Origin of the sequence: Ihubacter massiliensis (genome assembly GCF_024125305.1) — a bacterium.
GTDB classification, from domain to species: domain Bacteria; phylum Bacillota; class Clostridia; order Peptostreptococcales; family Anaerovoracaceae; genus Hominibacterium; species Hominibacterium faecale.
On record NZ_JAMXVH010000001.1, the window covers coordinates 511,265 to 525,121 of the forward strand.

Below are 13,857 nucleotides of genomic sequence, written 5' to 3' on the forward strand. Positions count from 1 at the left end.
AATAGTCCTTTTGTGAATAAAGCTAAGTATAGACTGAGCTAGCAAAAAATTCTACAATAAAGGAACTTCAAAGCTAGAAGAGAGGTTATAGCAGGATGTATAATAGTCAAATGGAGATGAAGAGCTATGGATAAAAACAACTTGTCAATCAAAGCATTGATGATATAATTCAGCATTTTCACGAAGATTTATCCCTTGATACGGTAGCTGCTCAGTTTTATATATCATACTATCACTTCAGTCGAATCTTCATGGAAGAGACTGGTGAAAGCATTTATGGGTTTATTAAACGATGCAAAATTGATCAAAGTCAGAAAAATTCAAGAAAACGTAATTTAGAAATCTGTCAAATCTGCGAGCGAAGTAGTCTACGGTAGTGAAGAACCAGTAAATAGAGAAACCAATCCAGAGTGGGTGAATGTTACCATGTGCCGCTTAGAAAACAAATTTGAAAATGAGACCGTAAAGAAAATACGAATGAACTGTCAATGCGGCTACACAATGAATGAAAAACTGGCACTCGTAAAAGAATTGATGTCAACGGCAGGGAACATGGAAGCGTTTATAAATTCAGAAAAGGCAAAAACGCCGGTCTTTTCTACGGAGTTGGGGAATTTTTACTGAAATTTCATTTTTACCCATGCTTAATCCCAACGCTTATAGAAGTAGAAACCTTAGAGATCGTTACATGGTGTCTGTGCACCATCGGTTACAGCAAAGTTCTTTTGGAAAAGGCCTTCGGTCTAAAAAAGCTGTTCGCATCGACAAAGCGAACAGCTTTCCTTCCTTTTTCTTACCAGTGAACAATGACCGGCGTACCCTTGCTGGCCAAATTGTTAAACAGCTTTTTTGCTGAAGCCACCGGCATATTGACGCAGCCGTGGCTGCCGCCGCCACGATAAATGCTGCCGCCGAAGGCTCCGCGCCACGATGCATCATGCATTCCATAATTACCGTAAAACGGCATCCAATAGGAAACCGGACTCGAATAAGAGGTACCATCAGCGTTATTGCCTTTCAGTGTCGCGCCTCTCTGCTTGTAAGTGAGACTGAAAGAACCGGCGGGCGTGTTATAGCCGGATAGAACATTCCCTGTGACAACCGGGCAATCGACCAGCTCTTTTCCGTCTTTAAAATACCACAGATGCTGCTCTGCCAGAGAAACTTCCACATATGTACTTCCGATATCATCCTCTTTGTTATAATCCGTAAAACCGGTCATCAGCCAAATGGGTTCCCGCTTTACTTCCTCGCCGCTTTTCAAGTCTTTGATCAGCTGCTCCGTTTCCTTATCCACGCTGAGCGCCCAGCCGTAGTCGCCGCCAGACACCTTAATCTTACGTCCGCTGAGGGACGTGAATTCACGAGTTTTGCCCAGAGTGTTATATTCTTTTGCAAATTTTTTCACATAACTGCGGACCGCATCCTCATCAACTGTGACTTTGGCGGCGGATTTTTCAGCTTCATCCTTCTCAGACTCGCTGGGAGCGCCGCTTTCCACCATCTCGATATCAAAGATCTTCTCCAGCTCTTCCGGCGGAATCTTGACTTCGTCCTTGCCCATAAGATAAGTCACTTTTGAAGTTAAGTATTTTTTGCAGAATTCCTGGCGTTCTTTGATCTCTTGACTGTCCGAGGTCACCTTAGGTTTTTGATAAAAGTCGGATGCCTTGTATTCAAGCGTGAACTGATTCTTGGCAATCAGGCCGGTGATCTTTTTCAGTAGAATATCATAATCGATGTTATTGCCTTGTACTTCCGGAACAATCTTAAAATCCTCCGAAGACAGGTCCACATATGCATCCTTCGTCTCCACCGGATCACCGCTTTCTTTCAGATAATCAGCGCTTTTCAACTCTTTTTTAAAGGCCTTATTGACTTTTTTCACTGTCATGTCCATCGAGACATCAAAATCAGCATGAAAAAAGTAATTGAGCGCAGCGCTGAAAAAATGGTCTTTTTTGACACTGGCGATTTCATTGTCAATGTCATAATCAAAATGCAAATCCGAAATGGCGCCTAACTCTTTACTTTGCCTGGTGAAGCTGAACACCTTGCTATTCCATTCCTTGATAAGTTTTTCTTTGGCTTTTTCTGTTGTCAAGCCGCTGCAGTCGACGCCGTTGATCGTGGTCTTCTGCGGAAACTGGTCAACAGAAAAAACGTTGGCCTCGAGGACATTCCATACGGCAAAGCCGCCTCCGGCCAAACAGAGTACAATAATAAGTGGGATTAAAAATTTTTTCATAATTACTAGTACCTCGCAACCTCAATATTTTACAATATTTTATGCATTTTTGAAAGCATTTTTCGTATTTTATGGTAAAATAAAATGGATCGCATATTTTTGTAAGGATTGGGAGAAATAAATGGCATTTACACATTTGCATGTACATACAGAATATAGTCTATTGGACGGCGCCGCCAGGATCAAAGATTTGGTGGCAAGGGCAAAGGAGCTGGGCATGGAATCAGTGGCGATTACGGACCACGGAGTCATGTTCGGGGTCATTGATTTTTATCGGGAATGCCTGGATAAGGGGATAAAGCCGATCATCGGCTGTGAAGTATACACCGCGGCCAGAACCATGGCGGATAAAGACGTGGATAAGGACAAATACCAGGGGCATCTGGTGCTGCTGGCCAAAAACAATCAGGGCTATCAGAATCTGATCAAAATCGTATCAGCAGGCTTTGTCCAGGGATTTTACTACAAACCACGTATTGATAAAGAAGTGCTGAGGCAGCACAGTGAAGGGATCATCGCATTGTCAGCCTGTCTGGCCGGCGATGTGCAGCGAAAGCTGTTAAATCGGGATTACGAAGGAGCCAAGGAAGAAGCGCTGGCACTTCGGGATATCTTCGGAGAAGAAAACTTCTACCTGGAACTGCAGGACCAGGGTCTGGAGGAAGAGGCGGCGATCCTGCCCGATATGGTCCGGCTCCACGAGGAAACGGGGATTCCGTTCGTGGCCACCAACGATGTCCATTATGTGCGCAGAGAGGACGCAAAGGCCCACGATGTCCTCCTTTGCATCCAGACAGCTGCCACCGTCGATGAAGAAGACCGGATGCGCTTCCCCAACGACCAGTTTTACCTCAAATCCGAGGAGGAGATGCGCAAAATCTTCGCCAACTTCCCGGAAGCCTGTGACAACACAGCAAGGGTGGCCCAGCAGTGCGACGTCACCTTTGAGTTCGGGCATCTTCATCTGCCGGAATTTACGGCGCCTGAAGGAAAAACCAATCAACAGTATCTGAGGGAACTTTGCCGGCAGGGATTGGAAGAACGTTACGCAGATCAGCAAGACGCCGATATGGCAGCCCTTAAGGAACGGATGGAATACGAATTATCCATCATCGAAAAAATGGGATATGTGGAGTATTTTCTTATTGTATGGGATTTCATCAACTACGCCAAACGCAATAAGATTATGGTGGGGCCGGGGCGAGGCTCAGCGGCCGGGAGCATTGTTTCTTACGTGCTCAAGATTACGGATATCGATCCCATTCGCTATCGTTTGATTTTCGAGCGTTTTTTAAATCCGGAGCGAATCAGCATGCCGGATATCGATATTGACTTCTGCTATGAAAGGCGGCAGGAGGTTATCGACTACGTTATTGAGAAATACGGGGAAGATAAGGTCTCACAGATCATTACTTTTGGAACCATGAAAGCAAAGGCTGCTGTCCGTGACGTGGGCCGGGCGCTTAATGTGAGCTATCCTGAGACCGATGCCATTGCCAAAGCAATTCCCTTTGACCTGAAAATGACCATCGATAAAGCCCTTGCTATGAATCCGGAACTAAAGGCTTCTTATGAAAGGGATGAAAAAGTCCGTCAGGTATTAGATATGGCCAAGGCGCTGGAGGGTATGCCGCGCCATGCCTCTACCCATGCCGCAGGCGTTGTAATTTCAAAGAAAAGTATCGATGAATACGTTCCGCTGTATCTTTCCGACAAAGGCGTTTCGACACAATTTACTATGACCACGATTGAAGAGCTGGGGCTTTTAAAAATGGACTTTTTGGGCCTGAGAAATCTGACCGTGATCCGAGATGCTTTAGAAATGATCGAAGCTAATTATGGAAAGACGATTGATTTTTCCAAGATGAACTACGACGATCCCAAAGCCTATGACGTCATTGCCAAGGGAAATACTCAAGGGATCTTTCAGCTGGAGAGCGGCGGTATGACCCAGTTTATGAAAAATCTCAAGCCGGACTGCTTTGAAGATATCGTGGCGGGCGTAGCCCTATACCGGCCGGGCCCTATGGCTTCCATACCCACTTACATCGAGAACAAGAAGCATCCTGATCAGATCACCTATATTCACGAAAGTTTACAGCCGATTTTATCAGTTACCTACGGCTGTCTGATTTATCAGGAGCAGGTTATGCAGATTGTCCGTGATTTGGGCGGATATACCTATGGCAGGTCTGACCTTGTACGCCGGGCAATGGGCAAGAAAAAGATGGAAGTCATGCTCCAGGAAAAGGAGTATTTCATTCACGGTAAAGAAGATGAGGACGGCAATGTGGAGATCAGCGGATGTGTACGCAACGGCATACCGGAAAAGATTGCCGAAGAAATCTTTAATCAGATGGTAAGCTTTGCCGAATATGCGTTCAACAAATCTCATGCTGCGGCCTATGCGGTGATCGCATACGAAACGGCCTATCTGAAAGCCTACTATCCGGTGGAATTCATGGCTGCTCTCATGACCAGCGTCATGGGGGATTCCAGTTCCATCGCCAAATATATACGCAACTGTACGGAGATGGGAATTCAAGTCCTGCCGCCGGATATCAACGAAAGCGGCAAAAAATTTACGGTCAAAGATGGGAAAATCTGCTTTGGACTCTTGGGTGTCAAAAACGTTGGAGAGGGCGCGATCGAGGCTATCATCAAGGCGCGGGAAGAAAAAGGAGCGCCTAAGGATATTTTTCAGTTCATCAGTAATGTGGATATCCATGAGGTCAATAAAAAGGCGGTGGAAAGCCTGATTAAGGCGGGAGCGCTGGACAGTCTCAATGAAAATCGAGCTGCGCATATGGCCGTTTATGAAAGTTTGATCGAGTCTGCACAGAATGATTCACGAAAAAATATTGAAGGTCAGATGTCGCTTTTTCAGCTGAACGCGGAACAGATGGAACTGGAAGAGGCCTCAGCGCGGCTGCCTGAGACAGCTAACTTCCCCAGAGAGCTTTTGAGCAGTATGGAAAAAGAAATGCTGGGTGTGTATATTTCCGATCATCCTTTGAAAGATTATGAAGAGCAGATTCAAAAATTGATCGACGTTACGGCCGAAGATCTGGCCCATGCAGCCGACCAAGAAGAGACCGGAGCTGCTGCCGCTGCCGGAAATGGACCGGTGCTCTTTGACGGTATGCGGGCAACCATGGCCGGCATCATCAACAGTAAAAAGACGCTGGTGACCCGCAGCAATAAAATGATGGCATTTGTCGATATGGAAGATCTTTACGGAAATGTGGAAGTGGTGGTGTTTCCCAACGTATATGAGCGGTGCTCCCAATTGATTCAGGAGGATTCGCTCATTGTTGTCAAAGGAACGATTAATTTTAAGGAAGGAGAACTGCCCAAACTCCTGGCCAATGAAGTGCTGGATCTGCGGGAAAACAGCCGGGGAGCCAGGATGGCGGCCCAAAACGTAGTCAAAATTCGGATCCCGGACCATATGGAAAAGGGGCTGGAACAGATTCGGGAGATTCTGGCCCAGTATAAAGGCAGCACGCCGGTCATCATTTATCTCGGCAAGACAGGAAAGGCAATGAAAACAAAACCGGATCTTTGGGTCGACGCCAATGAAACTTTCTGTGAGAGCGTTTCTGAGTTGATCGGCGCAGAAAATCTGAAAATATAAGGAGGCGGAGACATGAAGCGAATAGGAGTACTGACGAGCGGAGGAGATGCTCCGGGAATGAATGCGGCGGTACGGGCCGTCGTACGCTGCGGACTGGACCGAGGAATGGAAGTCTACGGCATACAAAGAGGATATGAAGGATTGATCGATGGAGCGATCAAAGAAATGGATATGTCCTCGGTGGGGGATATCCTGCACAGGGGCGGAACCATCCTTCGAACGGCTAGAAGTGAACGTTTTAAGACGGAGGAAGGGCAGAAGCATGCTATTAATGTACTGTCTGCTTTCGGCATTGAGGGAATCGTGGTCATCGGCGGAGACGGCTCTTTTCGAGGCGGTCTGGAGCTTTCCCAGAGAGGGATTACGGTTATGGGCCTTCCGGGAACTATTGATAATGATCTGGGATATACTGACTTTACCATCGGGTTTGATACGGCGGTCAATACGGTGCTATCTGCAGTGTCCAACATCCGCGACACCTCTTCTTCCCATGAGAGGGCTACTGTGATCGAAGTAATGGGCCGGCACTGCGGCGACATCGCCCTTTACGCCGGACTCACCGGCGGCGCCGACAATATTCTGGTGCCGGAGATGCCCTTTGATATTAATAAAGTCTGCCGAAAGATCATACAAGGAAAGAACCGGGGAAAGATGCACGACATCATCATGAAGGCGGAAGGCGTTGGCGTGGATGCTAAGGAACTGGCCCAGCTTGTAGAAGAAAAAACAGGAAAGGAAACCAGAGTGGTAATTCTGGCTTACCTTCAGAGAGGCGGTTCACCTACGGCAAAGGACCGGATGCTGGCCAGCAGAACAGCCAGTAAAGCCGTGGAACTCCTTTATGATGATGAGAGCAGCAAGGCCATTGGTATCTGCGGCAGCGAGATTGTCGCTTATGATTTGGAAAAAGCCCTCACCATAAAACGGCCCTTTAACGCGGACCTTTATCATCTGGCGGATGTGTTGTCAAAGTGAAAAATCGATTAAAATATAAAATAAAAAGCAGAATTAAATATGTTCGTATTTTTATAAAGAGCTTTTTCAAGTGGCTGCTGATTGCCGGCGTCGTTGGCGTCATCAGCGGAGGGGTGGGAACGCTCTTCCGCCTTTCGGTAGAGAACTCCAATGTCTTGAGGCAGGCGAATCCCTGGCTGATTTTCTTGCTGCCGCTGGGCGGGCTTTTGATTGTGAGCTGTTACCAGCTTTGCGGGATCAAATCCCCCATCGGAACTGACCGGGTAATCGGGTCGGTTCGGGCCGAAGAAGAGGTGCCGGTTATCCTGGGGCCGCTGATTTTTATCAGTACGGTCATCACCCACCTTTTGGGCGGATCTGCCGGCCGTGAAGGCGCGGCGCTCCAGCTGGGAGGCAGCATCGGCACCCACGTGGGAAAACTATTCCGTTTGGACGAAAAGGATATGTCGCTGATCGTGCTCAGCGGCATGAGCGGCGTCTTCGCCGCCCTCTTCGGAACGCCGCTGACTTCTGTGTTCTTTGCGCTGGAAGTCATTAGCGTGGGCGTCATCTATTATTCCGGCCTGGTGCCTTGTCTGGTTTCCGCGTTGGTAGCATACAGTATTTCCGGCTATTTTGGCTTTGATCTGGAGATTGAAAAAGTGCTGGCAATACCGGACTTGGGACTCTTTCCTGTCCTGCGTGTAGCAGTCCTAGGCGTTTGCTGCGCTGTGATCAGCATTGTCTATATCTTTACCATGGATCGCATTGACGACGGTTTTGAAAAACTGTTCCGCAATCCGTATTTGCGCATTTTAGCAGGAGGAGTGATTTTGGTTGGGCTATCAATGCTGTTTCCATCGGGAAATTATAACGGATCGGGCATGGGAGTGATCTTTCAGGCGTTGGACGGACATGCGGATTGGTGGGCCTTCCTGGTTAAAATTCTGTTTACTGCTATTACCCTTGGAGCAGGGTTTAAAGGCGGAGAGATTGTACCGACTTTCTTCATCGGCTCAACGATGGGATGCTGGGTTGGAAGCCTTTTGGGGCTGGAGCCTGGATTTGCAGCGGCTATCGGCCTGATCGCTACCTTTTGTGCGGTGGTTAACAGTCCGGTAGCATCGATTTTGCTGGGGATTGAGCTCTTTGGCGCTCAGGGTTTAATCTTTTTCGGTATCGCCTGCAGCATCAGCTATATGCTTTCCGGCTATTATGGGCTGTACGGAAGCCAGAAAATCATGTATAGTAAGACTAAAGCAAAATATATCAATATAAATGCAAGATAATAAGGAGGATGTTATGAAAATCGCTTTTGTAAACGGGCTTCTGATTGACGGCAACGGCGGAGAACCTGTAAAAGATTCATTGGTGCTGGTGGAAGACAAAAAGATCGCTTATGCGGGCCCGAAAAAGGAGTTTGACGGCAGCTACCAGGTGCGGGACATTTCCGGCAAGACGATCATGCCGGGACTGATCGACACACATCTTCACTACAGCGGAAACCTGAGCGATAACGATACGGAATGGGTCATGGAGCCGATCTTCCAGAAAGCGGTAGTAGCTGTGGCTCAGGCCAGAGAAGCGCTGGAAAACGGTCTGACCTCCGTAGGCGAAATCTCCCGTTTTGGCCCTTATATCAGAGATATGATTGAAGCGGGCGTTGTCCCAGGTCCGAGAACTGTGACCGCTGGAGTTGGATTCTGCAGGACTGCCGGCCATGGCGATTCTCATAAACTGCCTTTGGAATACAATGAGGCGTCACACCCCTGGGCGGAGCGGGTGGACGGCCCGTGGGAACTGCGTAAGGCAATTCGCCGCAGAATCCGCGAGAATCCGGACGCTATAAAAATCTGGTCCACCGGCGGCGGAATCTGGAGGCACGATGCAAAGGCGGATTCCCATTACACGATGGAAGAAATTCAAGCTGTGGTAGATGAAAGCAATATGATCGGACTTCCGGTCTGGTCCCATGCCGAAGGCTACGAAGGAGCCCTCAATTCCTGCAAAGCGGGTGTTTCCGTTATCATTCACGGCCAGGAACTGAACGAAGAATGCCTGGAGATTATGAAGGAAAAGGACATCACCTTCTGCCCGACCTATCAGTTCTTTACAGAATGGTTTACTGTTTATGAACCGCCGTACCGTCCGATTCACGATCAGTATCCAGGAGAAACGACGGCGGAAAAAGAGCTGAACCGAATTACCGACAACCTGCTCAATGCCAACAAGAAAGGGATCCGCATTACAATCGGATCGGATTCTTTCTGCAGCACCTTGACGCCTTACGGCAAGTATGCGATTACAGAGATGTATGCTCTCAACAAGGCGGGAATGACCAACATGGAGGTGCTGGTGGCAGCGACTAAAAACGGCGCTGAAATGCTTCGGATCGATGACATTACCGGCACTCTGGAGGAAGGAAAATTTGCCGATTTGCTGGTGCTTGACGGAAATCCGGCGGAAGATATGAAGGCTGTTTCCACTGATCATATGGAGGTGATCATGAAGGAAGGGGCCTTTGTAAAGGGCGAATAATCAAAAGCACCAAAAGTTTGAACGCTTATTTTACGGGACTGATAAACTTTGTCAGTCCTGTTTTAATGCAATGGATCGTTTTTGAAAAGAGCTGCATTTTGTGATATAATTTTCCTAGTTTCATATTTCTGAGAGATAAAAACACGGTCCGGCTGGTAGTCCGGGCGCAGAGCATCCGCTCTGTCAGTAACCTGCCTCCTTTGGTTGTCCATTCTCTTTTTTGAAAAAAGAAGGAGGATTTTGTCATGCAAAAAATCAGGGCTACGTTTACCGTGTTTTTTGAAGAACCTTTCTGGATCGGCGTTTATGAGCGAATCTGTGAAGGGCAGTATCAAGTCTATAAAGTGACTTTCGGCGCCGAACCGAAAGATTATCAAATCTATGAGTTTTTATCCGAGAATTGGAGAACGTTTCGTTTCAGCAAGCCGCAGCCAATGGAAAAATTTCCTGAGCGGCGCATCAATCCAAAACGAATGCGCAGGGCAATCGCAAAGGACCTGTCCCAAACAGGGGTGGGGACAAAGGCGCAGCAGGCCCTGAAACAGCAGCAGGAGGAACGCAAAGCAGAGACGAAAAAAACAAATCGACAGAGAAAGCAGAGAATGAAGCAGGAGCAGTTCCAGTTAAAGCAGAAAAAGCGGAAAGAAAAGCATAAAGGGCATTAATCGAGAGTGGCCCAATCGCCTATATCAAACCGGTAAACAGCTGGTTTATTCTATTCGGTTGTCATCCAGATCGATACCGATGTCGTTATTGATCACTCGGCCGAAGTTGATGGCATTGTCGCCGAACTTGGCCCGGATATTGTCGATGGTACGTTCAATCTTTTCCTGTTCCTGGCGGGCATGGCCCTCCAGATCAAAGAGAGAGAGCTGTTCCGATTCGTTTTCATCGCATAAGTTGATCGCCGTAATGGTCAGCATGCGGATCGGATCCCGCAGACGCCAGGATGAAGCGATGATCTCAATGGAAGCGTGAAAAATCTCTTCGGCCAAATTGGTCGGCGCAGACAGTTGTTTTTGCCTGGAAATTACCTTAAACTCCGGGTCCTTGATATCCACTTTTACACCAAACCCTTTCATCTGATATTTGCGCAGCCGGCTGGCTACTATATCGGAAAGGGCTGTAACAGCGACCTTAATATCGTCCATCCCCTGAAGGTTGCGGCGAAAGGTGGTTCCGTTGCCCACTGATTTTATTTTTTCCCGCTCGCTGTAGCGGCTGACCGGACTGCTGTCCAAACCGTTGGCGTATTCGTAGAGCATGCTTCCCTGCTTGCCCAAGAGCGCGGTCAGCAGCGTCCGGTCAGCACGGGCCAGATCGCCGATGGTTTGGATCCCTGTCTTATTGAGTTTGTCTGCCGTAGCGGCGCCGACAAAAAACATGCTTCGAACATTCATCGGCCACAAAATATCTTTATAATTGTCTCTGCTTATCACGGTTGTACCGTCCGGCTTATGATAATCGCTGCCCATCTTTGCAAAGATCTTGTTGAAGGAAACGCCTACGGAAAGGGTAAGTTCCAGCTCTTTTTTGATGGTTTCCCGCAGAGTATCCGCGATTTCCCGCCCTGTTCCAAAAAGCTTAAGGGAGGCTGAGACATCCAGCCAGGATTCGTCGATGCTGAAAGGCTCCACCATGTCGGTAAAGCGTTGATAAATTTCATTGATCTTGAGGCTGTATTCTTTGTATTTATGATGATGAGGCGGCAAAAGCTGCAGCTTCGGACATTTTTTCTTCGCCTGCCATACGGTCTCTGCTGTCTTAATTCCATATTTCTTCGCTTGGGCGTTTTTGGCTAATATAATACCGTGACGGTTCTCCGGATTCCCGCAGACCGCTACCGGGTGATTCTTTAATTGAGGATATTTTAATAATTCAACAGAGGCGTAAAAGCCATCCATGTCGCAATGAAGTATTGTTCTGTCCATGTCTTTATTATAGCTGATTTCGCCGCAGGTATCTACGGTAAGTTGCAAGATTGATCATATGCTGCTGCACCGGTTTCATGATGTTTTTTTGTGAATAATATCAAAACAGCTGAAATTATGATATACTAAAAAGGCGAAGTCTGAATAATCAAACAATGAAGTGGAGGAAGGAATAATGGATCGCAAAGAAGATGCACGCAGCAAAAAGATTATTTTCGTGTCCAGTTGTCTGCTGAACACCAACAATAAAGTCCTGGGCCTGGCCAGATATCCAGGGATGTGCAAAGAGGTATTCGATACATTACATAAATATGGACTAGGGATCAACCAAATGCAATGTCCGGAGACCCTTTATCTGGGAATCAAACGGTGGTGGGCGACCAAAAATCTGTATGACAATCATGGCTTTCGCAGCTTTTGCAGAGAGCTTGCGGAGCAGGCGGTCACATATATGGAAGAATATGAGCGGGCCGGATATGAAACGGTCGGCGTTCTGAGCTGTGACGGTTCTCCCACCTGCGGCGTGGATATAACCAGCTGGGATGATCGGTGGGGTGCCAGCCCGGTTGACCTTTCATACAATGATGCCATTGTTGAGGGCTCAGGTGTTTACATAGAGGAATTGAAAAAGGCAATTCAGGCACGGGGGCTGAAGATGCCGCCGTTCTATGGCTTGGCGCTGGATGACGAATCTGTGGATATGAATCAGATCCTTTCTGATTATGAGGCGTTTATTAAAAGCATTTGCGAATAAGTGGATTTTTCGTGAAAGAACCGGATAGGGGTAGATGAAACAGCTGCATGTGTGATATAATCTTAAATAGTTTCGATCAATTGTCCCGTGCTTGAAATGGGACAAGGAATAAGAATGCTTAGATGAGAAAGGGTTGATGAGATGTTAAAAAAGATCAATAAGGTACTTAGAATTATATTTATTGGATTTATTTTGATTTATGGAATCATTAAAATATTTGATGTCGTTCCCAAGGAAAAGAAGGAGAAGCGAGTAAGACACGTGGATAAGACTACCAGTGAATTTGACGAATTATGGTAGCAGTATTAGGGCTAAGGGGATATTATGAAAAATGTGATGGTGTGTGTTACGCAGCAGAAGACCTGTGACCGGCTTATACGGTACGGACATGAGGTTTTGAATGGACAGGACGGAGAACTGTTCATTATTCATGTTGCGCCGAAGGATTTTAAAATCCTGGGAAGTTCTGAAGAAGGGGAAGCTTTGGATTATCTGTATGGTAAGGCCATTGAATATGGCGCCAATCTGACAGTGGTACGTTCCAACAATATTTTGGAAACGCTGGTAGATTTAGTGGAAAAAAATCAAATTACTCAGGTGATCTTAGGAAAATCCGGACAAGTAAAAAACGAAACGAACCTGATTTCGAAATTTGGAGAAAAGATTAGTGAGCAGGCGGAACTGATTGTCGTTCCGTGAGCCTGACAGCAAGGGAGGACATAAATTTGAGAGTATTGACGATTATCAGCGGTATACTATTGGTTTTAACGGGTGTTTTCTGCTTTGCCAATCCGGGAGAAACCTTTTTATCGCTGGCATTTGTGCTGGGACTGATTATGGTTATCAACAGCATCATACAAGGCATCGCTTACTGCTGGGGCAGGAGCGGTCAAAATGATAATAACGGCTGGATCCTGACGGAAGCGATTATAACGTTTATTCTAGGCATTTTGGTATTGAGCAACCAGATTGCGGCTGACGTGGCTATTCCCATGGTGTTCGGAATGTGGGCGATGTTTTCCGGCGTGCTGCGGGTCGTTACGGCGACGATGATTGACCGGGCGCATAAGAAATTGAATTTTGCTTGGACGTTGATAACAGGAGTTTTGTGCGCGCTGGGAGGTATCTATGCTTTCCTGAACCCAATTATCGCAGGTCTTGCCATTGCCGTGCTTCTAGGCATTATGTTTATGCTGCAGGGGATCAGTACCTTGGAGCTGGGAATACATATGCCCCATGAAAAGAAAGTGAAAAAGCCGAAAACCAAGAAAGATAAAAGAGCAAAGAAAAAGCAGCAAGCTAAAGAAGCTGCAGAAGTGATAGATGATTATTCAAACAAATCCGATGAGCCGGACTCTCCGGTCAAGGCGGGAGAATTTTCAGTTCAGCAAATTGCTGAGGAGAACAGTACTCCAGCAGCAGAGCCTGTCCAGGAAATGGCACAGCCAGCTATGACGTCAGGTGTTGAACCTACGGAAAAGAAGGCGGCTGAGCCTGACACAGCGGTTTCTCAGGAAAAGGAGAACGCTGATAACGCACCTGTTGATCCTGTGCAAGAGGAAGAGGATCGAATTGCTGCTGCCATTAGGCAGGCGGAGGAAGCGCAGATAGCCGCAGCGCTAAAGAAAGCTGCGTCCATCAAAAACAGTGCAGACGTTAAAGATGACGATCGGCCCGATTTTTCTAATATATTTAAGGATTAAATTGATAAAGTATATGGAAAAAGCCTGTACCTATTTAGCGGAGGACAGGCTTTTTTATTACGTTAGATTTTTTCTTTTCCCACGATGAAAAA

Annotated in this window: 11 protein-coding genes and 1 pseudogene; 10 read left to right on the forward strand and 2 right to left on the reverse strand. The window is 47.0% G+C overall.

Annotated elements, in window-relative coordinates:
- The first annotated feature begins 167 nt into the window (after window positions 1–167).
- Window positions 168–377, forward strand: a complete 210-nt coding sequence (locus tag NIA71_RS02345) for an AraC family transcriptional regulator (RefSeq protein WP_253021268.1) — start codon at window positions 168–170, stop codon at window positions 375–377.
- Window positions 361–803 (forward strand): annotated as a pseudogene (locus NIA71_RS02350) (DUF6144 family protein); the annotation flags it as partial. The gene NIA71_RS02345 and the pseudogene NIA71_RS02350, both read left to right, overlap by 17 nt.
- Here the strand turns inward: NIA71_RS02350 and NIA71_RS02355 are convergent.
- Window positions 794–2,248 (reverse strand): L,D-transpeptidase family protein, encoded by a 1,455-nt coding sequence (locus tag NIA71_RS02355; protein ID WP_253019600.1) that lies wholly within the window; start codon window positions 2,246–2,248, stop codon window positions 794–796. The pseudogene NIA71_RS02350 and the gene NIA71_RS02355 overlap by 10 nt on opposite strands.
- Before the next feature lie 121 nt (window positions 2,249–2,369).
- Between NIA71_RS02355 and NIA71_RS02360 the strand changes: the two genes are divergently transcribed.
- The 5 genes from NIA71_RS02360 to NIA71_RS02380 all read left to right on the forward strand — a co-directional run bounded on the left by NIA71_RS02360 (window position 2,370) and on the right by NIA71_RS02380 (window position 10,042).
- Window positions 2,370–5,885 (forward strand): DNA polymerase III subunit alpha, encoded by a 3,516-nt coding sequence (locus NIA71_RS02360; RefSeq protein ID WP_253019601.1) that lies wholly within the window; start codon window positions 2,370–2,372, stop codon window positions 5,883–5,885.
- 12 nt (window positions 5,886–5,897) lie between these two features.
- Entirely contained in the window at window positions 5,898–6,860 is a 963-nt protein-coding gene (gene pfkA, locus NIA71_RS02365) for a 6-phosphofructokinase (protein WP_148394883.1), read from the forward strand.
- A complete protein-coding gene (locus tag NIA71_RS02370) occupies window positions 6,857–8,128 on the forward strand; it encodes a chloride channel protein (RefSeq protein WP_148394885.1) in 1,272 nt (423 codons plus the stop codon). The genes pfkA and NIA71_RS02370 overlap by 4 nt, the downstream gene beginning before the upstream one ends.
- Before the next feature lie 13 nt (window positions 8,129–8,141).
- A complete protein-coding gene (locus NIA71_RS02375; RefSeq protein ID WP_253019602.1) occupies window positions 8,142–9,377 on the forward strand; it encodes a metal-dependent hydrolase family protein in 1,236 nt (411 codons plus the stop codon).
- Window positions 9,378–9,622: 245 nt separating this feature from the next.
- Window positions 9,623–10,042 (forward strand): YjdF family protein, encoded by a 420-nt coding sequence (locus NIA71_RS02380; protein ID WP_227755270.1) that lies wholly within the window; start codon window positions 9,623–9,625, stop codon window positions 10,040–10,042.
- A gap of 45 nt (window positions 10,043–10,087) precedes the next feature.
- Here NIA71_RS02380 and dinB read toward each other — a convergent pair whose 3' ends face one another.
- Window positions 10,088–11,356: a DNA polymerase IV gene (dinB, locus tag NIA71_RS02385; protein ID WP_253019603.1), complete on the reverse strand. Its 1,269-nt coding sequence runs from the start codon at window positions 11,354–11,356 to the stop codon at window positions 10,088–10,090.
- A gap of 127 nt (window positions 11,357–11,483) precedes the next feature.
- Between dinB and NIA71_RS02390 the strand changes: the two genes are divergently transcribed.
- From NIA71_RS02390 to NIA71_RS02400, 3 genes are all read left to right on the forward strand, one after another.
- Window positions 11,484–12,062 (forward strand): CD3072 family TudS-related putative desulfidase, encoded by a 579-nt coding sequence (locus tag NIA71_RS02390; protein ID WP_148394891.1) that lies wholly within the window; start codon window positions 11,484–11,486, stop codon window positions 12,060–12,062.
- 324 nt (window positions 12,063–12,386) lie between these two features.
- Window positions 12,387–12,761: a universal stress protein UspA gene (locus NIA71_RS02395; RefSeq protein ID WP_148394893.1), complete on the forward strand. Its 375-nt coding sequence runs from the start codon at window positions 12,387–12,389 to the stop codon at window positions 12,759–12,761.
- Between the two features lie 26 nt (window positions 12,762–12,787).
- Window positions 12,788–13,765: a DUF308 domain-containing protein gene (locus tag NIA71_RS02400; protein ID WP_253019604.1), complete on the forward strand. Its 978-nt coding sequence runs from the start codon at window positions 12,788–12,790 to the stop codon at window positions 13,763–13,765.
- The last annotated feature ends 92 nt before the right edge of the window (window positions 13,766–13,857 follow it).

Excerpts from the sequence above, each read along its gene's own strand:
- NIA71_RS02380 (WP_227755270.1), top strand. The coding sequence starts at position 9,623 with ATGCAAAAAATCAGGGCTACGTTTACCGTGTTTTTTGAAGAACCTTTC.
- NIA71_RS02375 (WP_253019602.1), top strand. The coding sequence starts at position 8,142 with ATGAAAATCGCTTTTGTAAACGGGCTTCTGATTGACGGCAACGGCGGA.
- NIA71_RS02360 (WP_253019601.1), top strand. The coding sequence starts at position 2,370 with ATGGCATTTACACATTTGCATGTACATACAGAATATAGTCTATTGGAC.
- NIA71_RS02355 (WP_253019600.1), bottom strand. The coding sequence starts at position 2,248 with ATGAAAAAATTTTTAATCCCACTTATTATTGTACTCTGTTTGGCCGGA.
- pfkA (WP_148394883.1), top strand. The coding sequence starts at position 5,898 with ATGAAGCGAATAGGAGTACTGACGAGCGGAGGAGATGCTCCGGGAATG.
- NIA71_RS02390 (WP_148394891.1), top strand. The coding sequence starts at position 11,484 with ATGGATCGCAAAGAAGATGCACGCAGCAAAAAGATTATTTTCGTGTCC.
- NIA71_RS02395 (WP_148394893.1), top strand. The coding sequence starts at position 12,387 with ATGAAAAATGTGATGGTGTGTGTTACGCAGCAGAAGACCTGTGACCGG.